This is a genomic window from Bacteroides sp. ET71 (assembly GCF_023336905.1).
Taxonomy (GTDB): domain Bacteria; phylum Bacteroidota; class Bacteroidia; order Bacteroidales; family Bacteroidaceae; genus Bacteroides.
In genome coordinates this window covers 13,107-36,211 of sequence record NZ_JAMBLS010000029.1, presented here as the reverse complement: position 1 = coordinate 36,211, position 23,105 = coordinate 13,107, and the positions used below count along the sequence as shown (strand labels likewise).

Annotated in this window: 22 protein-coding genes and 1 pseudogene; 4 read left to right on the top strand and 19 right to left on the bottom strand. The window is 47.3% G+C overall.

What is annotated here, in order from left to right; genetic code table 11:
• The 4 genes and pseudogenes from M3090_RS16000 to mtaB all read right to left on the bottom strand — a co-directional run.
• A pseudogene (locus tag M3090_RS16000) lies at positions 1-94 on the bottom strand (IS982 family transposase); the annotation flags it as partial.
• A 219-nt stretch (positions 95-313) separates the two neighbouring features.
• The gene (locus M3090_RS12745; RefSeq protein ID WP_249056844.1) at positions 314-1,336 is read right to left on the bottom strand and encodes a glycosyltransferase family 2 protein; all 1,023 of its coding nucleotides are present in this window, start codon (positions 1,334-1,336) and stop codon (positions 314-316) included.
• Entirely contained in the window at positions 1,329-2,228 is a 900-nt protein-coding gene (locus M3090_RS12740; protein WP_249056842.1) for a lysophospholipid acyltransferase family protein, read from the bottom strand. The genes M3090_RS12745 and M3090_RS12740 overlap by 8 nt, the downstream gene beginning before the upstream one ends.
• 11 nt (positions 2,229-2,239) lie before the next feature.
• Positions 2,240-3,562 carry a tRNA (N(6)-L-threonylcarbamoyladenosine(37)-C(2))-methylthiotransferase MtaB gene (mtaB, locus tag M3090_RS12735; protein ID WP_249056840.1) on the bottom strand — a complete coding sequence of 441 codons (1,323 nt, stop codon included), beginning with the start codon at positions 3,560-3,562 and terminating at the stop codon, positions 2,240-2,242.
• Between the two features lie 238 nt (positions 3,563-3,800).
• Between mtaB and M3090_RS12730 the strand changes: the two genes are divergently transcribed.
• Complete coding sequence (locus tag M3090_RS12730) at positions 3,801-3,992, top strand: hypothetical protein (RefSeq protein ID WP_249056838.1); 192 nt, start codon at positions 3,801-3,803, stop codon at positions 3,990-3,992.
• Positions 3,993-4,243: 251 nt separating this feature from the next.
• Here M3090_RS12730 and rplI read toward each other — a convergent pair whose 3' ends face one another.
• The 3 genes from rplI to rpsF are packed head-to-tail and all read right to left on the bottom strand — an operon-like array spanning position 4,244 to position 5,328.
• Positions 4,244-4,693 carry a 50S ribosomal protein L9 gene (gene rplI / locus M3090_RS12725; protein WP_249056836.1) on the bottom strand — a complete coding sequence of 150 codons (450 nt, stop codon included), beginning with the start codon at positions 4,691-4,693 and terminating at the stop codon, positions 4,244-4,246.
• A gap of 15 nt (positions 4,694-4,708) precedes the next feature.
• Positions 4,709-4,981: a 30S ribosomal protein S18 gene (rpsR, locus tag M3090_RS12720; protein WP_087340839.1), complete on the bottom strand. Its 273-nt coding sequence runs from the start codon at positions 4,979-4,981 to the stop codon at positions 4,709-4,711.
• A 2-nt stretch (positions 4,982-4,983) separates the two neighbouring features.
• Entirely contained in the window at positions 4,984-5,328 is a 345-nt protein-coding gene (rpsF, locus tag M3090_RS12715) for a 30S ribosomal protein S6 (protein ID WP_249056834.1), read from the bottom strand.
• Between the two features lie 254 nt (positions 5,329-5,582).
• Between rpsF and M3090_RS12710 the strand changes: the two genes are divergently transcribed.
• Positions 5,583-5,756: a hypothetical protein gene (locus M3090_RS12710; protein ID WP_249056833.1), complete on the top strand. Its 174-nt coding sequence runs from the start codon at positions 5,583-5,585 to the stop codon at positions 5,754-5,756.
• Between the two features lie 30 nt (positions 5,757-5,786).
• Here the strand turns inward: M3090_RS12710 and M3090_RS12705 are convergent, their stop codons facing one another.
• Genes M3090_RS12705 through M3090_RS12695 form a run of 3 tightly spaced genes read right to left on the bottom strand, consistent with a single transcriptional unit; the run spans position 5,787 to position 7,590 of the window.
• Positions 5,787-6,293: a cyclophilin-like fold protein gene (locus M3090_RS12705; RefSeq protein WP_249056831.1), complete on the bottom strand. Its 507-nt coding sequence runs from the start codon at positions 6,291-6,293 to the stop codon at positions 5,787-5,789.
• Positions 6,294-6,317: 24 nt separating this feature from the next.
• The gene (locus tag M3090_RS12700; protein ID WP_249056853.1) at positions 6,318-7,373 is read right to left on the bottom strand and encodes an alpha/beta hydrolase; all 1,056 of its coding nucleotides are present in this window, start codon (positions 7,371-7,373) and stop codon (positions 6,318-6,320) included.
• 28 nt (positions 7,374-7,401) lie between these two features.
• Positions 7,402-7,590, bottom strand: a complete 189-nt coding sequence (locus M3090_RS12695) for a hypothetical protein (RefSeq protein WP_249056829.1) — start codon at positions 7,588-7,590, stop codon at positions 7,402-7,404.
• A 355-nt stretch (positions 7,591-7,945) separates the two neighbouring features.
• On the opposite strand from M3090_RS12695, the gene M3090_RS12690 reads away from it, so the two are divergent.
• Positions 7,946-8,839, top strand: coding sequence for a helix-turn-helix domain-containing protein (locus M3090_RS12690; RefSeq protein ID WP_249056827.1), 894 nt, complete (start codon positions 7,946-7,948; stop codon positions 8,837-8,839).
• A 172-nt stretch (positions 8,840-9,011) separates the two neighbouring features.
• Here M3090_RS12690 and M3090_RS12685 read toward each other — a convergent pair whose 3' ends face one another.
• From M3090_RS12685 to M3090_RS12660, 6 genes are all read right to left on the bottom strand, one after another.
• Complete coding sequence (locus M3090_RS12685) at positions 9,012-10,754, bottom strand: phospho-sugar mutase (protein ID WP_249056825.1); 1,743 nt, start codon at positions 10,752-10,754, stop codon at positions 9,012-9,014.
• Between the two features lie 189 nt (positions 10,755-10,943).
• A complete protein-coding gene (locus M3090_RS12680; RefSeq protein WP_410553254.1) occupies positions 10,944-12,590 on the bottom strand; it encodes a C69 family dipeptidase in 1,647 nt (548 codons plus the stop codon).
• A gap of 296 nt (positions 12,591-12,886) precedes the next feature.
• The gene (locus tag M3090_RS12675; protein WP_410553253.1) at positions 12,887-14,557 is read right to left on the bottom strand and encodes a M23 family metallopeptidase; all 1,671 of its coding nucleotides are present in this window, start codon (positions 14,555-14,557) and stop codon (positions 12,887-12,889) included.
• A 139-nt stretch (positions 14,558-14,696) separates the two neighbouring features.
• A complete protein-coding gene (locus M3090_RS12670; RefSeq protein ID WP_249056820.1) occupies positions 14,697-15,395 on the bottom strand; it encodes a response regulator transcription factor in 699 nt (232 codons plus the stop codon).
• A gap of 1 nt (position 15,396) precedes the next feature.
• Positions 15,397-16,932 (bottom strand): sensor histidine kinase, encoded by a 1,536-nt coding sequence (locus M3090_RS12665; RefSeq protein ID WP_249056818.1) that lies wholly within the window; start codon positions 16,930-16,932, stop codon positions 15,397-15,399.
• 295 nt (positions 16,933-17,227) lie between these two features.
• On the bottom strand, positions 17,228-19,384 hold the full coding sequence (locus M3090_RS12660; protein WP_249056816.1) for an elongation factor G: 2,157 nt from the start codon (positions 19,382-19,384) through the stop codon (positions 17,228-17,230).
• A 502-nt stretch (positions 19,385-19,886) separates the two neighbouring features.
• Here M3090_RS12660 and M3090_RS12655 point away from each other — a divergent pair.
• Entirely contained in the window at positions 19,887-21,380 is a 1,494-nt protein-coding gene (locus tag M3090_RS12655) for an alpha-N-arabinofuranosidase (protein WP_317239248.1), read from the top strand.
• Positions 21,381-21,413: 33 nt separating this feature from the next.
• Here M3090_RS12655 and M3090_RS12650 read toward each other — a convergent pair whose 3' ends face one another.
• The 3 genes from M3090_RS12650 to M3090_RS12645 form a co-directional block, all read right to left on the bottom strand.
• Complete coding sequence (locus M3090_RS12650) at positions 21,414-22,319, bottom strand: IS982 family transposase (RefSeq protein WP_249056814.1); 906 nt, start codon at positions 22,317-22,319, stop codon at positions 21,414-21,416.
• Positions 22,320-22,612: 293 nt separating this feature from the next.
• Complete coding sequence (locus M3090_RS15875) at positions 22,613-22,741, bottom strand: hypothetical protein (RefSeq protein ID WP_262918928.1); 129 nt, start codon at positions 22,739-22,741, stop codon at positions 22,613-22,615.
• 150 nt (positions 22,742-22,891) lie between these two features.
• Entirely contained in the window at positions 22,892-23,080 is a 189-nt protein-coding gene (locus M3090_RS12645) for a DUF4248 domain-containing protein (RefSeq protein ID WP_317239247.1), read from the bottom strand.
• Positions 23,081-23,105 lie beyond the last annotated feature (25 nt).

Below are 23,105 nucleotides of genomic sequence, written 5' to 3'. Positions count from 1 at the left end.
TCTTCAACCATGTATTTTTCCTGTACTTTGGCAAATTCTTTGCAAAAATCATCCGCCCTGCAAAAATCTCCGTAACTTTAGCCTCTGAGAACATAGTGGTAATCGCTTAAATGTTATAACTTGACACTATAAATTTAATGCTTTTATCGCTATGTTACTAATTATCAAACGAATAATTTTATTCCTTATATCGAACTCACGTTATTTATATCTAATCACAAAGATACGGATTTTGGGGTATAAGTCTTGTTTTCCAAGCGAGCATTTAAATGATTTATATCGCTGAATACGGAAAATCTTGAGAAGTATCTCTTCAATCCGGCAACCGTGAGAAACATTTCTTACCTCTCACATAGAATTGCCACAACAAGCTAAATGACTTTCGTTCCGGAATATCAGACCACACAGCCTTGGACAGATTTTCCAAACGAGCCTCTTTAAAAGAAGCTTTTAAACGTGCAAAAGCCCTGCGGGCTTTCCAAACAGCCCATGCATTGGAAAAATCAAGTTGAAGCAAGAAATGCAAAGCTGCTATGACATCAAGCAACGTACGAACCCGCATTACAGAAGGAAGTTCTTTTTCCGGCAAATTCTTATACAACATCAGCAAGTTATTCCGGAAATTCAAGAAGGTCTTCATCGAATTATCACGTTTCAATGTAGCCCCTCCTACATGATAAACCTCACTTTCCGGTATGCAAACCAAAACACGTCCCCGGGCACGAAGACGCCAACACAGGTCTATTTCTTCCATATGAGCAAAAAATCGCCCATCAAGTCCTCCTACTTCAAAATAATCTTTCCTACGTATAAACAAGGCAGCACCTGAAGCCCAAAAAACAGGTTGCACGCTATCGTATTGTCCCTTGTCGGCCTCTACATTTCCCAACAGACGTCCACGACAAAAAGGATAACCGTAACGGTCTATGAAACCACCTGCCGCACCCGCATATTCAAAATAATCCCGATGGTCATAGGAAAGCAGTTTAGGTTGGCAAGCCGCTACTTCCGGATGAGCATCCATATAAATAATCATCGGAAGCAACCAATGCTCACGCACTTCTACATCTGAATTAAGCAATATCACATACTCTGCCTCTACCTGCGCCAAAGCACGGTTATAGCCTTCAGCAAAACCATAATTCTTCTCCAAGCATATCAGACGCACCGAAGGGAAATCATGCTTTACCATCTCACATGACGTATCTTCTGAAGCATTATCTGCTACCCATACAACTCCACCATCCGCTTCAGAGAAACGGACTACGGAAGGCAAAAAACGGCGAAGCATCTCGCAGCCATTCCAATTCAATATGACAACAGCTACCTTATCCATGATGCACTGCGTCCTCACGTTTCAATTTCCAACGTTTATGTGACCAGAACCAATAGGCCGGCGCCCTACGGATGGTTGCTTCCAATCTCCGAGCGAAACATCCTGTGATTTCGCCATCGGCTGTTTGCTTAGGCGTTTCGGTTATTAAATCAAAATGTACAGAACAGTAACCGCGTTTCACATAATACAATTCACAATAAAATACAGGGAAATCCATTAATTTAGCAATGCGTTCCGCACCATCCATAAATCCCGTATCTTGATTCAGAAAGGTCGTCCAATAATGGGCTTCATTCGGATTGGGTGACTGGTCAGTAATCAGCCCTACTGCAATCCTCTTCCCATCTTTACGAAGTTTTATCAGTTCACGTGCTGTGCTATGTTTCGGGATATTATAACCTCCAAAACGAGCACGTATCCGGATAAAAAGTTTATCCAGGTATTTATTCTTCAAAGGCTTATAAACTTGCACAGGTACATCATCCGGGTGCATGATAGAACTCATTCCTGTAATCCACTCAAAGTTGGCATAATGTGGAATAAGCAATACGATGCCACCATGCTTTTCTATCATGGACAAGTATTCTTCTTTATTCCTATACTCCATGCGCCGGCAAAGCTCCGAGAAAGACATGCGCATCATTTTGACATCTTCCAACAAATAATCGCACAAATATTGATAGAAATCGTGCTCTATACGGCGTAATTCCGCGGTGCTTTTTTCGGGAAAAGAATTACGCAGATTGGTACGAACCACTCGACGGCGATAGCCTACCACCCTGTACATCAGAAAGCATAGCACATCAGAAATAACGTAAAGAACCGCAAAAGGCAAGGATGCCAATATCCACATGCCCGCATACGTCAACCAATAAAATATCTTTGATTTCATAGTTTTATTGTCTATCTTGTCAATATCATCCCCTCCAGGGCTGTAGAATCTGCATTGAAATTTCCCAATTGAACTTGTACCACACAGTTGTCCAAAGCATCGTCATGAGGGACTTCCACCCGAATATAATTAGCCGAAAAACCATGCATAGGCATACCGGATTTGGAGCGTTCCAACAATACGGGCATTATCTGCCCAATATGCCGGGCATAAAAAGCATGCCATTTTTCATCAGATATTTCCAACAGGCACTGACTGCGACGATGTTTTTCTTGAGGAGAAACTGCAGGCTCAATTTTCAAAGCCTGAGTACCCGGACGTTCCGAATAACTGAACACATGAAGCTGAGTTACATCCAATTGCCGCAAAAAATTGCATGATTGTTCGAAATAGTCTTCCGTTTCACCTCGGGTTCCCACTATTACATCCACACCAATAAAAGCATCGGGCATCACACTCCTGATTCTATCAATCTTGGCAGCAAACAGATTTGTATCATAACGACGACGCATCAATTTCAATACTTCGTCACAGCCTGATTGCAAAGGAATATGGAAATGAGGCATGAAATGACGAGAATGAGCTACATAATCAATAATCTCGTCCGTCAATAAATTGGGCTCAATAGAAGATATACGAAAGCGTTCTATTCCTTCCACTTCATCGAGCGCTTTCACTAAGTCAAAAAAAGTTTCTCCGGTAGAGCGGCCAAAATCACCAATATTCACTCCGGTCAATACGATTTCTTTTCCACCCTCAGCAGCGGCTTTTTTAGCTTGTTCTACTAAAGAAGCAATGCTCCCATTCCGACTGCGCCCCCGAGCCAATGGGATAGTGCAATAAGAACAGAAATAGTCACAACCATCTTGCACTTTCAAGAAAAAACGTGTACGGTCGCCTCGCGAACAAGAAGGTGCAAAACTACGGATATCCTTCACAGGTGAAGCATGTATCTCGCCGACCTTTTTTTTCTGCAAATTACCCAAATAATGCGCCAAATCTTTCTTCTGTTCAGCCCCCAGTACCATGTCCACTCCTTCAATATCGGCTATCGTATCGGGCTTCAACTGTGCATAACATCCTGTTACCACGACAAAGGCATTTGGATGTTGCTTGAGCAGCTTATGAATAGCTTGACGACATTTCTTATCGGCCACTTCCGTCACCGAACAAGTATTTATCACACAAATATCAGCTTCTTCCCCTTTACGTGCCTTCCGCACACCCAATTCTTGCAGTGCTTTAGCGATAGTAGAAGTTTCCGAAAAATTCAGCTTGCAGCCCAATGTGTAATAAACCGCTGTCTTATCTTGAAATATATTTGTATCGATCATAAATATTCATACAACAATCGTACAAAGGTACGTATTATTATCTGTTTATCTGGCAGAGTTGCCAGGATTTCTTGTTTCAAACGGTTACAATACTGTGACAAAAAGATGCCAAAAACGCACTACTGGCAAAAAATCATAAAAAAAATTGCAATTTATAGCACAACATATCCAAAAAGTCCATACCTTTGCAGCGTTTTAACAAAGCAACTGATTGTATTACGTTTAAAAAGCAAAGAAAATGAAAAAGTTAGTTTTGATGGCCGTAGCTTTTGTGGCCGTATCTTTCGCATCTTGTGGTGGTAACAAAGCAGCTAACGCTGAAGCTACTGAAACAACTACTCCCGCTACTGAAGAAGTAGTTGCTGCTAATGACAGCACTGTTGCTGCCAACGATAGCGTAGCAAATGACTCTGCCGCTGTTGCTGAATAACTCGGCTAAGCGAAAGGTTTAAGAGAGAATTGAAAGTCTGACGTGCATAAGCACCCAGACTTTTTTTTATGCCCGGCTGCTTCCTTTTCTTTCTTTTTCAAAAGAGGTACTTTACGTTTCCCAAATCAATGTTTAGCCCGCTCAAATCCCTCTTTACAACTCTAAACACCGTATTGGGAAAAAGACAAAAAAAGAAGGGTATATCCTCCTATGAGATATACCCTTTAGACTAACTTTATTAGAAAAATATTTTAAGCCTCTTCTGCAACAACCTCGAAAGGAATCTCTACAGAAACTTCCTTGTGCAGACGAACTACAGCCTTGTAGCTACCAACTTCCTTCACCGTGTCTTTCACTGTGATGAGCTTGCGGTCAACGTTATGACCCAACTTGGCCAATTCGTCAGCAATCTGAATATTACCCACAGAGCCGAAGATGGTACCCGTAGAGCTAACCTTTGTAGCAATTTTCAAAGATACACCTTCCAGCTTAGCAGCCAGTTCTTCAGCATCTTTTTTGATTTTCTCCAGTTTGTGTGCACGTTGCTTTAATTCTTCAGCCAGCATTTTTTTTGCAGCCGGAGAAGCAATGACAGCCTTGCCCGTAGGGATGAGGTAGTTACGTCCATAACCCGACTTAACGTTCACGATATCGTTCTTATAACCCAAATTCGCGATGTCTTCTTTCAAAATGATTTCCATACTTCCTCCTCCTATTTATTTCATCAAGTCTGTTACATAAGGCAGCAAAGCCAAGTGACGCGCTCTCTTAACGGCCTGAGCCACACGACGCTGATACTTCAACGAAGTACCTGTGATGCGACGCGGAAGAATCTTGCCCTGTTCGTTCAAGAACTTCTTCAGGAACTCGGGATCCTTGTAGTCAATGTACTTGATACCGCTCTTTTTGAAACGGCAATATTTCTTTTTCTTCACGTCTACAGAAGGCGGAGTCAAATATCTGATTTCTGATTGAACTTGTTGTGCCATGATTAATCCTCCTTTTTAGTTGATTTCATACTTCTTCTCTTTGCAGCATATTCAGCAGCATACTTGTCCTGCTTGAAAGTCAGGAAGCGGATAACACGCTCGTCACGACGGAAATTGACTTCCAGCTTCTCAATGACAGAAGGCTCTGCATTGAACTCAATCAGTTGATAGAACCCTGTGGATTTCTTCTGGATAGGATAAGCCAGTTTCTTCAATCCCCAGTTTTCTTCATTCACAATCTCAGCACCTTCGGCGGTAAGGATGCCTTTGAATTTCTCTACCGCTTCCTTCATCTGAGCATCAGACAAAACGGGAGTTAAAATGAAAACGGTTTCGTATTGATTCATACTTTTAAATAATTAAATAAGTGTTTTTTGTAAAAAGCGGTGCAAAGGTAAGGATTTTACTTGTAACCACCAACACTCTCAGGTTCTTTTTGCTATTTGTATTCAACAAAGTAGGCTGTTTGCCTCAATTCTCCCGACATATTATATCAGAATTACCCCATTCTCGCTCGTTCTTTCCGATATGTTAGGAAATGACAGAGAAGGCTATTAACTTTGCAAGAAGAAATATGCTCCCAATGCAATCGAATAAAACAATGAATGGATTATTTAAGAACCTCGGACTGCTGTTTGTCGTCGCTGGCGTAATTACACTTATCGTCAGCGCATTTAGCCAACATATAAATAATGCCATCCTAGGCGGTGCACTGACCAGCATTATCGTGGGATTATTGGTTTACATCCTCCTGAATAAACAGAGAAAATATTGAAAACAGAATGGCCTTATGAAGCAACCTGTATCAATATTGTGCTGCAAACCTGACAGTCACAGCCCCAGTTCCTACAACATCCGCCAGTCCTTCGGGATTGTCTATCCGCCCAAGCCGGGTATAATTATAACCGGATGAGAAAGTCTCATAAAAGAGTACCACACACGATGAGCCATAAAGCATCAGGTCGCCGGTTTGTATAGTCCCAGGTCGATAGCTGTCTGTTGGTAGGTCGTTGTCGAGGTAGTAATATTTTTCGTTTCCATTCAATTCGCTCATCTGCATCGTCAGGGGCAACATCGATGCAAAAACTCGCGCCGCCTCATTTTCAGTAAGTGTGGCACTGAAAGATGTACCGTTTATCTCTATGGCAATATTTCTATTCATAGGGCTTTCTTCATCTGAATTATCTCCTTCATTTCCTGGTTGCACAGGAGTTTCCGTTTCTGGCAAAGGGGTATCATCCGCACAGGCGGCAAGTCCGGTTGCCAACATAAAGGATAAAGCTGCCAGTATCCATCGAATCATCTGTTTCATATCCATCTGGTCTTTACATATATTCTATTTCAGATATTTGCGATAAAACTGTTCAATCTTGTCAAACGGAATTTTTTCCAGATTATCGTAAAGGTCTGTGTGATTGGCTCCCGGCACAATCAGAAGTTCCTTGTTGTCTCCTTTCAATTTCTTGAACGCATCTTCACCGAAATAGCGGGAATGAGCCTTTTCGCCGTGCACCACCAGTACAGCACTACGTATTTCATCGCTGTAAGCCAATATCGGCATATTGAGGAGCGAAAGCGACGAAGTGACATTCCAGCCCAAACCTGAGTTGATAGAACGAGGGTGAAAGCCTCGTTCCGTTTTGTAGTAATCGTAATAATCCTTCATGAATTGGGGGGCATCCGCTTCCGGTTTAGGATTCATAACTGTACGCTTGTACGTACCGTTCCGGTAATCTTCCGTACGTTGAGCGTTCAGTTGTTTGCGCATTTGGTAACGAGCTTCGGCATTGTCGTTAGCATCGAAATAACCATTGGCCGTCCCTCGGCAAATGTCGTACATGGTAGATGCGACCGTAGCCTTAATGCGTGTGTCCACGGCAGCCGCATTGATAGCAAAACCGCCGAATCCACAAATCCCCAGTATACCGATACGTTCTGCATCTACGTCGTCACGCGTTGCCAGATAATCCACCGCTGCACTGAAATCTTCCGTATTGATGTCCGGTGAAGCCACGCTACGAGGCTGACCGCCACTCTCCCCTGTAAAAGAAGGGTCGAAAGCGATGGTCAGAAAACCACGTTCGGCCAAAGTCTGTGCATAGAGTCCGGAGGACTGCTCTTTCACCGCACCAAACGGGCCGCTGACTGCAATGGCCGGAAGTTTGCCCGATACATTCTTGGGGATGTAGAGGTCAGCGGCAAGTGTGATGCCATAACGATTGTGGAAGGTTACTTTACTGTGTTTCACTTGAGAGCTTTTAGGAAATACTTTATCCCATTCCTGCGTCAATTCAAGCTTTTCTGTTGGAGTATCGACTGCCTGACCAGCCTGCGCAAAGGCGGATAAGCCAAGAACCAACTGACTTGCAACAAGAATTGTCAATGCTTTCATAATTTTCATATCTGTTCTGTTTTAATAATTATTCCTGAACGAACGGTTTGAGTCCTTTTACTGCTTCGGCAGCCGTGATGCGCTTTCCTCCATTATCCAAGTCTATAAGCACATACCGATTGTTTCCCATGCCAAGTTCTTTCATGTAAGATAACTGACGCAGCCCGTGTCGGCTTTCCATATGTTCCACCAGGTCGTGGTGTTCGGCTTCAGTCATGGCGTATATCAAATCGACACACGCCTGGTCGAGAGCAAGTATGTCAGTAGAAGACAGGCTGGGCAATGGCTGCCGTAGCCATAGCAAATAAACCTGCAATCATAGCTAATGTTGTACGTTTCATATATCTGGTGTTATTTATTCTATTGCAAAAGTAACCGCCAAACCAATATCGACAGCTACCTGAATAACTGCCAGAAATACCTCGATTACGGTTTCCACAAAAAACGGCCACAAGAAGAGGGAAAAATACCCGAATGACGGGAAAACGAACCCGGATTACCTGCATACAGCAGTCCTATGCTCAGCCTGCAAACGGGAAGTGTTATATTTGCAGTTCAAAAACAAGGTAGATATGGAGATAGTAACGGCTGACAACATCCAGCAATATAACCAGTTTTTCGGGGTGAAGACTCTGCATCCGCAAGTTGGCATCATTCATTTTAAACGTTCGGAAAACCAGCCGACGCATAAGATGACGTTTGGGTTCTATGCTTTATACCTGGTAAAAACGGTTGGGATAACCATGGATTACGGCAAAACGCAGTATGATTTTAACGATGGAACCGTTATCTGCCTGGCTCCCGGACAAACCATCGGGGTACATCGCATGCCAGGCGGCCCGGTGCCCGAAGCTATCGGTTTGATGTTTCATCCCGACCTTTTATATGGCACAACCCTGGCGCAGAGAATAAAGCAGTTCACCTTCTTTTCCTACACATCCAACGAGGCACTGCACTTGTCTTCGGACGAATGTGGCATCATCCAAAACTACATGGAGCACATAGAACGGGAACTGAATCATCTCATCGACAACTTCTCCCGCCAATTGTTTGTTTCCAACATCGAGGTACTGCTCAACTACTGCATGCGTTTCTACGAACGGCAGTTTGCCAGCCGCGAGAAACTGAACAACGATGTCCTGGCCCGTTTTGAACAGCTACTGAACGGATACTGGGACTCTGGCGCAGCAAAGCTCCACGGGCTTCCTACGGTGAAGTATTTTGCAGACAAGCTATGCCTTTCTCCCAACTACTTCGGAGACCTGATAAAATCGGTCGCAGGAAGAAGCGCACAAGAATGTATCCAGTCTCAGATTACGGGAATGGCCAAGGAAGCCATACTCAATCCTCGCCTAAACACTAAACAGATTGCCGACATGCTGGGCTTTCAGTATCCCCAACACTTTTCACGTTTCTTCAAGAAACAAGTGGGGTGTACCCCCAAAGAATACCGGGCAATGACTTAATCCCCTACTCCAACGGATGCACCCCGGACAGGGAATTTCTTCCTCACGGACAGGCACGACGCCCCTCCCGAACAAAGGAATTGCTCCTTCCGGACAAGGGCGCAAGCGGACAAAAAGAGGGGGTGCACTTCATTCAGACGCACCCCCTCTGCCTATTTATTGGCCTGACTTATCAAATGCCCAGCGATTTGCGCACGGCCTCTACCTTCTGCTCGGCCTCGGCACATGCCTTTTCGTAGCATCCGGCACATTTCATCTGGCCCTTCACCTCGATGTAGAACTTAATCTTAGGCTCTGTGCCCGAGGGACGAACGGAAATCTTCGTGCCGTCTTCCGTGAAATATTGCAGCACGTTGGACGTTTCCGGCATCACCAGGTCGCTCACGTTGCCCTGCCCGTCCGTAGCCTTCAACACCTTGTAATCCTTGGTCAGCACCACGGGCGAACCTCCGATTTCCTTCGGGGGATTGGCGCGGAAGTCGCTCATCATCTTCTGGATTTCCTCGGCGCCGGTCTTTCCGGGCTTCACCACGTTGACAGTCGTCTCTTTCGAGAAGCCGTATTCCACGTAGATTTCCATCAGAATGTCATACAGCGTCTTGCCTTGGTCCTTGGCCCAGGCGCAGATTTCGGCCAGCAGGGAGCAGGCAGACACGGCGTCTTTGTCGCGCACGAAGTCTTCGGCCAGGAAGCCGTAGCTCTCTTCGCCGCCGCCGATGTATTGCTGCTTGCCTTCGCTTAGGCGGATTTCGCGGGCAATCCACTTGAAGCCTGTGTAGCAGTCGCGCATCTCGATGTGGTTCTTGTCGGCCACGGCCTTGATGAGTTCCGTCGTCACGATGGTCTTCACGATGAAGTCGTTGGGTTTCATCTTGCCCATGGCGAGGCGGTTGCGGATAATGTAGTAAAGGAAGATGAGGCACGTCTGGTTACCGTTGATAAGCACCCACTCGCCTTTGTCGTTCTTACAGGCCATGCCCACGCGGTCTGCGTCGGGGTCGCTGGCCATGACGATGTCGGCATCCAGTTGCTTGGCCAGCTTGATGGCCAAAGTCAGTGCTTCGGCGTTCTCGGGATTGGGAGAGACAACGGTGGGGAAGTTACCGTCTTTCACCATCTGCTCTTCCACGCAATGGACATTTTCGAAGCCCCATTCCTTGAGGGAGCGGGGGATGAGGGTGCGTCCGGCTCCATGCAGCGGAGTGTAGACGATGCAAAGGTCTTTCTGGCGCTTGATGACGGCGGGATCGATGGAGATACCGTGTACCATGTCGAGATAGACTTTGTCAACGTCCTCACCGATGACTTGGATGAGGTCCTGATTGCCTTCGAACTTGATGTCGCTGACCTTCACCTTGTTGACTTCTTCGATGATGGCGGTGTCATGCGGGGCCAGGACTTGTGCGCCGTCGTCCCAGTAGGCTTTGTAGCCGTTATACTCGCGCGGGTTGTGGCTGGCGGTGATGTTGATACCGCTCTGACAGCCCAAGTGACGGATGGCAAAAGATACTTCGGGCGTGGGGCGCAGGTCGTCGAAGAGGTAGACCTTGATGCCGTTGGCCGAGAAGATGGCTGCCGAAATCTCGGCGAACTTGCGGCTGTTGTTGCGGCAGTCGTGGCCTACGACGACGGAGATTTGGTCGCGGTCCTTGAAGCACTTGTTCAGGTAGTTGGCCAGGCCTTGGGTGGCGGCGCCTACGGTATAGATGTTCATGCGGTTGCTGCCGGCACCCATGATGCCGCGCAGGCCGCCTGTGCCGAATTCCAGGTCCTTGTAGAAGCTGTCAATCAGTTCGGTCTTGTCGTCACTGTCCAGCATACGCTTTACTTCGGCCTGGGTTTCTGCGTTGTAGGCAGGGGTTAACCACTGTTCGGCCTTCTCGGTTACTTGTTTGATGAGTTCTTGATTCTCCATGATATAATAATTAAATAGTTAATGCTTATGTACTAAGTTCTTCCATTGAGTGACTACAGTAAGAAATAGTCCTACTGCGCAGACTACACACATAAACTGAAATACTGTTACCAATGTCATAACATATTCTCTTTACGTATCTTCTTCACTTAGCCCTACAAAGATAGCAAGATAAAACGAACCAGCAAACTATTCGGGCATTTTATATCGGTCGCCAGTCTGTTTGATGTATTCGCGCAGGAAGTCTTCGGGGTAGCCGGGGCGGATGACGCCGGCGGGCTGACCGATGGAGTTGCGCTGGAAGGTTCCGTCGGGGTTGGTGCGGCGAATGACGCCGTCGGCGTATTTCACCACGAGGTATTGTCCGAGTTGCTTCCAGGTGTCGAAGGTGCTTTGGGCAGTCATGTTGGTGTAGTTGGTCAGCAGGGCCTTGGCCTGGTCAGGGTCGGTCTGCCAGAGCTGAAGGGCGGCGGACTCGATGCCGGGCTGGGCTTGGTTGAAGGCTGTCTCAAGCTCGGTCTGGGTGGCACGGAGGTCGCCGATGAGGAGGTCGTAGCGGGGGTAAACCATGTTGGAGACCCAGTTGAATATCCAGAAGGCGGAGCGCCAGGAGAAGGTGATGTAGTCGGCGCCGTCAACACGGGTGTAGCATTGGGGCACGCGGTCGGTGCAGCAGTAGACAGGGGTGAAGACGGTCATGTTGGCGTCGTCAGTGCCGAACCAGAGTACTCCGCCAACGGCGTCGGGTAGGTTGGCACGCATCTGGGCGACGAAGACGAAGCCGGTCTGCTGGGTGGAGATGGGGCGTTCGTTGAAGTACTTCTGGCCGTCGACCTCGAAGTCGAGGGGCGAGAGGCGGTAGGGTGCGTGGTAGGGGCCGGCGCCGAAGTCCTGGCTGATGTCGAGGGGAGTTCCTTCGTAATGGTCGCGCATGGCGTTCTTGATGTCTTGGACAGAGAGTTTGCGGTTGGGCTTGAGGTAGAGGGGCATGGGAGTGGTGTCTTTACCCTGGATGTAGGGCAGGAACTCTTGTCCGCGGTCGGTGAAGAGGTTGTAGTAGCTCCAGACACGAGCCTCGCAGTAGCGCAGTTCGCCAAAGCCCAAGGGTGCGTAGGCGTCGGAGAAGCTGAAGTCGCTGTTGACGCCGTCGAAATAGCCTCGTTCGCGGGCGAAGGAGATGACGTCGGGCGAGTAGAGGCAGTTGTCCTTGTCGTCGAGGGGGAACTGGTGGATGCGGCTGTGGTTGGCATGGGCGGCGATGCAGTCGTCGGGCACGCGCACGGCCACCCAGACGGCTCCGCGCACGCCGGGACCTTTGCCTATCATCTCCATAATCCACACTTCGTTGGGATCGGCGATGGTGAAGGACTCACCGCTGCTGTAATAGCCATATTCCTGCACCAGCTCGGTCATGACCTTGATGGCCTCGCGGGCGTTGCGCGAGCGCTGGAGGGTGAGGTAGATGAGGCTGCCGTAGTCAATGATGCCCAGCGTGTCAACCAGCTCGGGGCGTCCGCCGAAGGTGGTCTCGCCGATGGTCAGTTGAAATTCGTTCATGTTGCCGATGACGCTGTACGTCTGGCGGGCCTGTTCAATCTGGCCCAGGTACTTGCCTGTGTCCCACTCGTGGATGTCAATCATCGTCCCCTTCGGATAGACCCCGGCGGGATAGTGGTATAACTCGCCGAACAACCCGTAGGAGTCGGCCGAATAAGACACGATGGTGGAGCCGTCCGTCGAAGCGTTCTTGCCCACAATCAGGTTGGTGCAGGCGGGGGCGTAAGAGGCCATGGCCGCCGGCAACAGGATGGATAGAATCAGTCGTTTGATGTTCATAATATAAATATGTATTAGTAAGTGATTGTTCATGGGGTACTGAACTTATGCGTTCATGAGGTACTGAACTAATGCGTTCATGGGGTACTGAACTAATGCGTTCATGGGGTACTGAACTAATGCGTTCATGGGGTGGTGAACGTATGCGTTCGGGGGGTGGGGAACGTATGCTTTCCCCGGGTGGGGAAGAGAGAAATCTAACGGGTATGTTAGGTTATGCTCTAACAGGGGTGTTAGGTTATGCTCTAACGGGGGTGTTAGAGTATGCGCTAACGGATATGTCAGATTTTCGCGCCTCACCATGTGAACTCGAACAGCTCTGTGGTGCGGTTGCCGCACCGGTCTTCTACGGTCATCTGCAACACATGCCGCCCGCCCCGCCGCACGTGCCGGGGGTCGAGACGACAGACGAGGTCGCCCAGCACGGAATTGGGCCGGCCGAACAGGGCATACTGCCCGTCGATGGTGCCGCGATACGAACGGAGGCCTGCCCCCCGGTCGCTCACTTTCAGCACGATGCGCCCCGTGCGCTTCCAGGCTTTGGGGTTGACAGGCGTCAGCGCGGGCGGCACAGTGTCGACGGCCACGGTGTACGTGCCCAGTTCGCGCACGTCGGCCTTCATCCATCCGTCCTCGTAGCGTCCGCCCACGTAGTATTTCTTACCCCGCGCGGTCACGCCCGCCACGTAGTACTTCGTCGAATCCTCCACCGGACGACGGCGCAGGGCGATGCTCAGCCCACAGGCACGGTGCAGGGGGACGGCCCGCGGGTTCAGCCGATAAGTCCAGGCCACGTCGCCGCTGTCGGCCCGCACGCCATAGTCCAACCGCACGTCATCGTACAGCCGCCCGCGGGGGATGACCACCTGCAGGCCGGGCTCTTGCAAGACGTTCACCCGGTCCCAATGCAGCGTGTACTTCTCCCGGTGCTCCACCGGACGTACCTCCATCCGCCGCCCCACGACGGTGAACGACACGTGCGACGTGTTGCCCAGCGCATCGCTCAGCGTATAGCGGAAGCGGTAGGGCCTTTCCTCGTCAATCGTCACCCAGCCCCGCTGCCCGTTGCCATCGTGCAACATGCGCAGGCGGTTGCCCGGGTCGATGAACGACTTCATATACTGCCCGTATGTCCACGTATTGATATACCGGTTCTCCTCCGGACTGAAGCGGTCGACCACACTGCGGAACACCTCCTGGCTGTCCACCTCGAGCACCACCGTGTGCACGCCGTAGCGGTTGGCCGCCCCCTCCATGTAGTCATACGCCCGGATGGCCGCGCCCACCTGTCCCCAAGCCTCCACCGTCTTCGATGCCTGGAGCGAAAACGCCTGCGGCTCCTGCCGCCCGTTCACCACCCCCTTGCCCGGCCGGGGAAAGAGCATGATGCCCAGCGCGCGAGGCGCCGTGTGGTCCTTCACATACGGCCGGAACAGAGGCAGAGGGTCCACACTGTCGCCCGTCTCGTCCTCCATCACATCCAGATGCAGGTGCGGGCCGAACGAATAACCCGTGTTCCCACTCAGAGCTATCACTTGCCCCGCCCGCACGGGATACTCGCCCGGCTCGGGCGTGATGTCCACCTCCCAGCTCTCCTCGGCATACTGCCGCTCCTCCACCCTGCGGGCAATGTCGCCCACAAAAGCGCTGAGGTGCCGATTGATGGTCGTATAACCATTGTCATACGTCACATGCAGCACATAACCCGACCCGTGCGTCACCCGGATGCGCGACACATAACCATCGGCCAGCGCCCGCACCCGCTTGCCCGTCACGCCGCCCGTCTTAAAATCCAGCCCCCCGTGGAAGTGGTTGGCCCGTATCTCCCCGAAATTACCACTGAAGGTGATGGGAAAATCGAACGGAGGCACAAAGCCCCTCTCCTGCCCCCTCGCCACGAACACGGCCAGCAGCACGACGCCCAACTGGCATCCCCGTAATAACTTGTTCATTGACATACGTTGCATCAGATAGAAATAAATCGTCCCGGCAAAGATACGCAATATCCTCGTTCTCCCAAGCACCCCTCCCGCGAAAAGGACACAAAAAAACCGCCCCGGCCCTTACGGGCCAGGACGGCTCCCCACCTAATACCGGGCACAGGCATCAATCCTGTTCCGGCGTAATCAGTTTATAGCCCTTGCCGTGGATGTTGATAATCTCAATAGAATCATCCTCTTTCAAATGCTTGCGCAACTTGGTGATGTACACATCCATGCTGCGGGCATTGAAATAATTGTCGTCAATCCAGATGGTCTTCAGGGCAAAGTCACGCTGCAATATCTCGTTGGCATGCGCACACAACAAGCCCAGCAGCTCCGACTCCTTCGTGGTCAGCTTCGTCTGCTTCTCCGGTGTGGACAGAATCTGCTTCTGCGTGTCAAACGTAAACTTACCTATCTTATAAATATTGCTCTCCTTATTCTTCTTGCCACGCACACGACGCAAGATAGCCTCGATGCGGAACGTCAACTCTTCCATGCTGAACGGCTTGGTGATGTAGTCGTCCGCCCCTATCTTGAATCCTTCCAAGATATCTTCTTTCAGCGTCTTGGCCGTCAAGAATATAATAGGTATATCCGAATTAGCGGCACGCACCTCTTGTGCCAACGTGAACCCGTCTTTCTTCGGCATCATCACGTCGAACACACACATGTCATACTTATTCTTCAAGAAAGCCTTATAACCAGCCTCACCATCAGGGCACAAATCGGCAGCATAACCCTTTGCCTGCAGATACTCCCTTAAAAGCATGCCAAGATTCTCGTCATCTTCGCACAACAAAATACGCAATTTCTCGTCCATATCAATCTATTTTAATTTGAGGTAATGCAATAATAAACTTGGTTCCTACATTCAATTCACTCTCTGCCCGAATGGTTCCCTTATGATCCGTAATGATTTTCTTCACATAAGCCAAGCCCAGGCCGAAACCTTTCACATCGTGCAGATTACCCGTATGCACGCGATAAAACTTATCAAATATCTTCTTCAGATTCTCTTTTTTAATGCCGATACCATTATCTTGCACAGATATCATCACCTTGCCAGGTTCATTCCATGTTTTTACCACCAACTTCAAGTCTTCATCTGGACGCTTATATTTCACGGCATTGTCCATCAGATTGAATATCACATTCGTAATGTGCATCTCATCAGCTTCAACAAACGGTTCCGCCGCCTCCAGTTCCGTCTCAATCTTTCCGTTATATCGCTCCACCTTCAGGGTAAACGTATTGACCACCCCTGCAATCAGCTCGTTCATATCCAGCTCCTTCATCTTCAACGTAGCCTTCTGCCGGTCAAACATAGACATTTGCAAGACTTTCTCTACCTGAAAACGCAAACGTTTCGTTTCATCATTAATCACACCCGATATATGTTGAAACATGGCCGGCGATTTTCCCACAGCAGGATCCTTCAACATCTGAGCAGCCAATGAAATGGTCGAAATCGGAGTCTTAAACTCATGCGTCATATTATTGATAAAGTCATTCTTCATCTCTGTCAGCTTCTTTTGCCTGAAAATAATGCAAATCGTAAAGATGAATGTTATCAACAACACAAACGTGAAAATCATCGAAGGAATCATGAAACTGACAGAATCATAAATATAATTCTGCCGCTCCGGGAAGTGAATCTTCACCACACTCATCCGTGCCGGCGGATCATTTAAAAACAACGGCTGCGAGTAAGACTTCTCACTCCCCACACCACTATAATCGCTACACCGATAAACTTCCCTTCCTTCTCCATCTATCACTTTAAAATGATAATCCAAATCTATACCATTATCAATCAATCCCGACTGGAGATACCGGTCCAGATTTCTGAAGTTTACACGCTCCTGCAACGGTTTATCACTCGCGTGATAAACCATTTCCCAGACAACTTCATCCACCAAAGCCCGCTGATACAAATAACGGTTCTTTATCATATCAGCAATTGTACGCGACGTTTTGGGGATAGTTTTAGCCCCATGCTTACGCGAAATCATTGCCCGAGGCAGATTGGCCGGTTCTTTACTAAAACTCCTAAATTTGATGGCCGAATGTACCGTACCATCAGGCAGAGCCATGGTAATACTCTGCGTAATACCTTTATTACGTGATTGTTCCCATGCTTTCTTTTCTGCTTCAGAAATGTCTTCCCGCAACCAGCGATCCACTTCCTCAGACTCCACATCTTTCGAAGCAGCCATCAAAGCCCGCTTCACCGATTCATCAAACTGTTCATTGCGCATCTTAGCCATCTTTTCAATGTAGCTGATCTGCAAATACAGCAAACTTAGAAAAGACAGTCCCATGACGACGCCCAATATCCATATAGTAGACTTTTTCATAACTGCAAAATTAACACTCCCTAATTAACATTCCGACATCATTAACCTGTTTTAACCCGGGATTCTCGTTAATTAACCGATGAATAAGTTTTAAATATCCTCATGCACATAATAACAAAATAAAGGACTCTTTGTTTGTGAAATTAATAAAAAATTAAGGAATCATATTCTTTTGCTTGCCATAATCATATCACCGACAAGCAGTATAAATAAAAGAAACCGTCTTTGCCCTATACAAAAGAGCAAAGACGGCCCTAAACAAAATATAGCAATAAGTTTCTAAAAAAAAGCCCGATTATTCATCTGCATTCTTCGCTTCAAACTCTTTAATCAGCTTCTCTTGCACATCACCGGGTACAAGCTCATAACTTGCAAACTTCATAATAAACGAAGCACGTCCACCCGTCAACGAACTCAATGCGGTAGAATAGGAAGACATCTCTTTCAAAGGCACTTTAGCAACCAGTTTCTCGTAACCCGCTTCACTGCTCATACCCATAATCATGGCACGACGCCCTTGCAAATCGCTCATTACATCGCCCATCTTATCAGAAGGCACAAAGACTTCCACATCATAAATAGGCTCCAGAATCTTTGGACCTGCATTTTTGAAAGCATCGCTAAACGCATGACGTCCGGCCAGCATGAAAGAGATTTCATTGGAATCTACCGGATGCATCTTACCGTCATAAACAATGACACGCACATCGCGGGCATAAGAACCCGTCAATGGCCCTTGCTCCATGCGAGACATGACACCTTTCAGGATGGCTGGCATGAAACGTGCATCAATGGCACCACCTACGACACTATTCACGAACACCAGCTTACCACCCCATTCCAAAGGGATTTCCTCTGTTGACTTCACATTCATCTTAAACTCCTGCCCATTGAATTTATAGGTATCAGGAGCAGGCATGCCTTCATAATAAGGTTCTACAATCAAGTGAACCTCACCAAACTGTCCGGCACCACCCGACTGTTTCTTATGACGATAGTCTGCGCGTGCAGCTTTCGTAATCGTTTCCCGATAAGGAATACGGGGTTCCTCGTATATTACAGACAACTTTTCATTATTTTCCAAACGCCATTTCAACGTACGCAGATGGAACTCGCCCTGTCCGTGCACAATGGTCTGACGCAATTCTTTCGACTGTTCAACCACCCATGTCGGATCTTCCTCACGCATACGGTTCAAAACAACCATCAACTTTTCCGTATCCGCTTCATTCACTGGACGAATAGCTCTCGAATACTTTGAGTTAGGATATTTAATGAAATTGAAACGATTTTCAGCCCCTTTGGCGTTCAACGTATTACCTGTATGCACATCTTTCAGCTTCACAGTACAACCTATATCACCGGCCACCATTTCCTCCACCTTGATACGGTTAGCACCTGCACAGGCGTAAATCTGTGCAATACGCTCCTTCGATCCACGGTCGGCATTGGTAAAATCATCGCCTTCATGCACCTTACCACTCATTACTTTAAAATACTGCACATCACCGATATGAGGTTCTACAGCCGTTTTGAAGAAATAAAGTGAAGTAGGCGCATTGGCATCCGGCTTCACCACTTCTCCGCGTGTATTATGCACAGGCGGCATCTCATCCACAAAAGGTACTACATTACCTAAAAATTCCATCAAACGACGCACGCCCATGTCTTTACCGGCACAAACACAGAATACCGGGAACATTCCTCTCGCAGCCAATCCCTTACGTATGCCTTCACGCATCTCATCTTCCGTAAGAGAGTCAGCCTCGAAGAATTTCTCCATCAGCGCTTCGTCATGCTCGGCAGCAGCCTCTACCAATGCCTTATGCAAAGCCGTAGCCTTTTCCATCTCTTCAGCAGGTACCGGTTCAATGGTAGGAGCGCCACCTTCAGGTCCCCACGAATATTTTTTCATCAAAAGTACATCAATCAACGAATTGAAATTAGGTCCTGTAGCCAACGGGTATTGCACCGGCACCACTTTGGGTCCATAAATACTTTGCAACTGCTCAAGCACCATGTCATAATCACACTTCTCGCTATCCAATTGGTTTACCAGGAAAATAACTGGCTTACCTAATTTCTCCGTATAACGGAAGTGATTTTGCGTACCTACTTCCACACCATACTGGCCATTCAACAGCAAGATTGCCGTATCCGTCACATTCAGTGCCGTAATAGCAGCTCCCACAAAGTCATCACTTCCCGGACAGTCAATGATATTCAGTTTCTTTCCATTCCATTCCACATGAAAAACCGTAGAAAATACAGAATAACCATATTCCTGTTCCACAGGAAAATAATCACTAACCGTATTTTTGGCAGTAATTCTGCCGCGACGTTTTATAATACCACTCTCATAGAGCAATGCTTCTGTGAGAGTGGTTTTACCTGAACCATCATTGCCAAGAAGAGCAATGTTTTTAATTTCATTCGTTTGATATACTTTCATGATACCTCAAGATTTAGTATGAATAAATATGGCATGCCTTCGCACACCTTTAACTTAAGTGGGGCGCAAATTAGAAATTAATCAAAGAAAATGCAACTAATCCGACTGTGTTACTAAACTATGTTGTAGAACACACTTAAGATAACTTACATTATTTAAGGAAAATCACACTACCTACCGACAGGTTGCCAACAGCAAAAAAAGCATACATGCAACAAATAGGGCATCAATCTGCAACATTTAAACCTGGTGAATATACCGAATTACTGTTAACTTTGCATCAATAACTTACAAACAAATTTACTTATAAGTAACTGTTCACATTTATGAATGAGAATTCAGTTACCATTGTTTTCTTTCATGATAGTATAAGCTAAATTTCAGCATCTACTTATTACCAATTATTACCAATAAATATTATTACCAATTATTAATAAATAAGATTATGATAAACAAAAGGAACTTTAAAGCATGCGTTTTAACAGCCTTGGCTTTCACGCCGATGATAATGACAGCCCAAGAGAAAATATCCATCACATTGCATCCCGATCAAGGAAAGAACATTATCAGCCGACACATTTACGGTCAATTTGCCGAACACCTGGGCACTTGCATCTACGGAGGACTTTGGGTAGGAGAAAATTCATCCATACCGAACACACAGGGATACCGGAATGACGTACTGGAGGCTCTGAAAGCACTGTCCATTCCCAATTTACGATGGCCCGGAGGCTGCTTTGCCGACGAATATCACTGGATGGATGGCATTGGCCCTCGCGAACAACGCCCACGTATGGTCAACAACAACTGGGGAGGAACAGTAGAAGACAACAGCTTTGGTACACATGAGTTTCTCAACCTCTGCGAGCTGCTGAACTGTGAGCCCTATGTCAGCGGCAATGTAGGAAGCGGTTCAGTAGAAGAAATGGCCAAGTGGATAGAATACATGACCGCACAGGATGGCCCCATGGCCAAGCTACGCAAACAGAACGGAAGAGAAAAGCCGTGGAAAGTGCATTTCTTCGGAGTAGGCAATGAATGCTGGGGATGCGGTGGCAGCATGAGACCAGAATATTATGCAGACCTCTACCGGAGGTATTCCACTTATTGCCGAAACTACAATGGAAACGAGCTCTTCAAGATTGCCAGTGGAGCCAGCGACTATGACTATAACTGGACAGAAGTACTGATGAAAAACGTAGGCACACGCATGAATGGGCTTTCGCTGCACTATTACACTGCAATGGACTGGAATAAGAAAGGATCGGCCACACAATTCACCGAAGATGACTATTATTGGACATTAGGTAAATGCCTTGAAATAGAAAAGGTTTTACAGCGTCACATCGATATCATGAACCACTATGACCCAGACAAAAACGTAGGCCTAATGGTAGACGAATGGGGCACATGGTGGGAGCAAGAACCAGGTACTATCCCCGGACATTTGTTCCAACAGAACACGATGCGTGACGCATTCGTAGCAGCACTTACATTGAATGTTTTCCACAAATACACCGATCGCATACGCATGGCGAACATTGCACAGATTGCCAACGTATTGCAATCAATGATTCTCACCCGCGAAGACCAGATGGTATTGACGCCGACATACTACGTATTCAAAATGTACAAAGTACACCAAGATGCTACCTTCCTGCCGCTAGACATCCAATGCAAACGGCGCATCGTGCGCGATGACCGCATCATTCCCACTCTCAGTGCTACAGCCTCGCGCGACAAGCAAGGTTGTGTACATCTTTCATTAGCCAACATCGACTTAAAACAATCGTGTGAAATAGAAATTCCTCTGGGCAGCCTAAAAGCAAAACACGTCAGCGGCGAGATTTTGACATCTGCTGATATCAGTGACCACAACACCTTCGACCACCCTGACAAAGTTCAACCCAACACCTTCAACGAAGCTCAGATAAATAAGGGTATATTACGGGTAACACTACCCGCCAAATCCATTGTAACCTTAACTTTGAAATAAGCTCAACTTAATATTACGTGAGTTCGATATAATTCAAAACATAGTAAGTTGCCCGTCTTTGACAAAACACAGGTCAATGGCGGGCTTCTTTTCAAAGAAACAGTATGCTGCTATGGCAGATAGAGAATTGGCAATGAAGTTATTGAAGGAACGGTGTCTGGAGTGTTCAATCTGTGCGATATTCTTCAACTCATCATTGACCGTTTCTATCAAAGCGCGTTTTCTCAGCAGGATTCTGTCCGCTACGCTCATCAGGGAATTTTTCATGTTGTTCTTCACTTTGGTTATCAGTTGTATGCCGCCCGTGAAAAGATTCTCAAATAGTGCCTGACCGATGTACCCTTTGTCCGCACAGAGCTTGCCCTTTATATTTTTCAAGAACCTGGTTTGTTTCAACGGCTCACGGTCATCCACATTTCCGGGTGTAAACATAAAGTTAAGGATTTCCCCTTTGTCATTGATAATCAAATGCAGTTTGAAGCCGAAGAACCATCCCATGGAGCATTTTCCACGTTCCGCAAGCCCCTCAAAGGTTTTATGGATCAATATGCGTTGTCTCCGGCATACACGCAGCGGTGTGGAATCCACAAAGCTGATACCGGTACAAGTGCCCAGCAAGACCTCCTTGATGAAGACGGTAAGTTGCAACAGGACTTCTTTCTCCAGTTCCACAAAACGGTTGTAGGACACACGGCTGGGGAAGAGGTGGGGCAGATGCTTGCAGACATATTCCTTGTAATAATGCTTGAAACATCGGAAACCTCCCGAGTGGAACAGGATCAGGATGACCATGATTTCCGCATCGCTCATCCGGTTCGGCTTGTTCCGATGTTTATGATTCTTGGCTTCAACCATGTATTTTTCCTGTACTTTGGCAAATTCTTTGCAAAAATCATCCGCCATACAATAAATCTCCGTAACTTTATCCTCTGAGAACATAGTGGTAATCGCTTAAATGTTATAACTTGACACTATAAATTTAATGCTTTTATCGCTATGTTCCTAATTATCAAACGAATAATTTTATTCCTTATATCAAACTCACGTTAATTATTTACGGGAAAAAGTTCGTGTAAAAATGGACAGCAAGCGGAAGCATGTGCAGGCATCATGGACAGCCAAAGTGTACGTTGGGGTAGCGATGAGCAACTCCGAAAGGCTATAGAGGATGATTTGCTCGAAGCAAATACTTGTGCTTATGTACCTACTGGTTGCAATATAAAGATTGGGGGCTAACTTCCTTCCTCTACATACGAGGGCGTTTCATACTTCAGCTTGCCCGCACAGGCGGTCAGCCAAATAATCTTGCCGCTGTCCTGGCATATGCCGGCATATCTATTCGTGTATACGGTGAAGCTCATAAGCTTCAGCAATCCGGTAGGCGAGCTTGTTCTTGAAGAATTGCCAGCGGGTAAAGCGGAGTATCCTGAATTTATTCATGTTAGATGTTTTTCCGCAAAGGTAGGCATGGTTTCCCAATATGTGACGATAAATAATACCATCCTTATTTCTTACGGCTCCCCCAGAAATCTCAATATAGTCTCGTGTTGCAACGTAGTAAGTGCCCTCTGCCTGGGTTTGAAATGAAGTTCCTCCAACCTCGCATGGAGTTCCGTATTGAGAACAATCCAGCGGTGCAGTTGCGCGACAGCGCTCCGCGGCGTTGATTTCGAAAGAGTATAAAAGAAGCAGAGGACAATATCTTTATCTTTTATTGATTTGATA

What these genes read in the sequence shown, in the direction of transcription:
- M3090_RS12680 (WP_410553254.1), bottom strand. Translation starts at nt 12,590, where the DNA reads ATGAACATCAAACGACTGATTCTATCCATCCTGTTGCCGGCGGCCATG.
- M3090_RS12675 (WP_410553253.1), bottom strand. Translation starts at nt 14,557, where the DNA reads ATGCAACGTATGTCAATGAACAAGTTATTACGGGGATGCCAGTTGGGC.
- M3090_RS12690 (WP_249056827.1), top strand. Translation starts at nt 7,946, where the DNA reads ATGGAGATAGTAACGGCTGACAACATCCAGCAATATAACCAGTTTTTC.
- M3090_RS12710 (WP_249056833.1), top strand. Translation starts at nt 5,583, where the DNA reads ATGAATGGATTATTTAAGAACCTCGGACTGCTGTTTGTCGTCGCTGGC.
- M3090_RS12730 (WP_249056838.1), top strand. Translation starts at nt 3,801, where the DNA reads ATGAAAAAGTTAGTTTTGATGGCCGTAGCTTTTGTGGCCGTATCTTTC.
- M3090_RS12650 (WP_249056814.1), bottom strand. Translation starts at nt 22,319, where the DNA reads ATGTTCTCAGAGGATAAAGTTACGGAGATTTATTGTATGGCGGATGAT.
- mtaB (WP_249056840.1), bottom strand. Translation starts at nt 3,562, where the DNA reads ATGATCGATACAAATATATTTCAAGATAAGACAGCGGTTTATTACACA.
- M3090_RS15875 (WP_262918928.1), bottom strand. Translation starts at nt 22,741, where the DNA reads ATGAGCTTCACCGTATACACGAATAGATATGCCGGCATATGCCAGGAC.
- rplI (WP_249056836.1), bottom strand. Translation starts at nt 4,693, where the DNA reads ATGGAAATCATTTTGAAAGAAGACATCGCGAATTTGGGTTATAAGAAC.
- M3090_RS12670 (WP_249056820.1), bottom strand. Translation starts at nt 15,395, where the DNA reads ATGGACGAGAAATTGCGTATTTTGTTGTGCGAAGATGACGAGAATCTT.
- M3090_RS12745 (WP_249056844.1), bottom strand. Translation starts at nt 1,336, where the DNA reads ATGGATAAGGTAGCTGTTGTCATATTGAATTGGAATGGCTGCGAGATG.
- M3090_RS12705 (WP_249056831.1), bottom strand. Translation starts at nt 6,293, where the DNA reads ATGAAACAGATGATTCGATGGATACTGGCAGCTTTATCCTTTATGTTG.
- M3090_RS12655 (WP_317239248.1), top strand. Translation starts at nt 19,887, where the DNA reads ATGATAATGACAGCCCAAGAGAAAATATCCATCACATTGCATCCCGAT.
- rpsF (WP_249056834.1), bottom strand. Translation starts at nt 5,328, where the DNA reads ATGAATCAATACGAAACCGTTTTCATTTTAACTCCCGTTTTGTCTGAT.
- rpsR (WP_087340839.1), bottom strand. Translation starts at nt 4,981, where the DNA reads ATGGCACAACAAGTTCAATCAGAAATCAGATATTTGACTCCGCCTTCT.
- M3090_RS12685 (WP_249056825.1), bottom strand. Translation starts at nt 10,754, where the DNA reads ATGGAGAATCAAGAACTCATCAAACAAGTAACCGAGAAGGCCGAACAG.
- M3090_RS12695 (WP_249056829.1), bottom strand. Translation starts at nt 7,590, where the DNA reads ATGACTGAAGCCGAACACCACGACCTGGTGGAACATATGGAAAGCCGA.
- M3090_RS12665 (WP_249056818.1), bottom strand. Translation starts at nt 16,932, where the DNA reads ATGAAAAAGTCTACTATATGGATATTGGGCGTCGTCATGGGACTGTCT.
- M3090_RS12740 (WP_249056842.1), bottom strand. Translation starts at nt 2,228, where the DNA reads ATGAAATCAAAGATATTTTATTGGTTGACGTATGCGGGCATGTGGATA.
- M3090_RS12700 (WP_249056853.1), bottom strand. Translation starts at nt 7,373, where the DNA reads ATGAAAGCATTGACAATTCTTGTTGCAAGTCAGTTGGTTCTTGGCTTA.
- M3090_RS12660 (WP_249056816.1), bottom strand. Translation starts at nt 19,384, where the DNA reads ATGAAAGTATATCAAACGAATGAAATTAAAAACATTGCTCTTCTTGGC.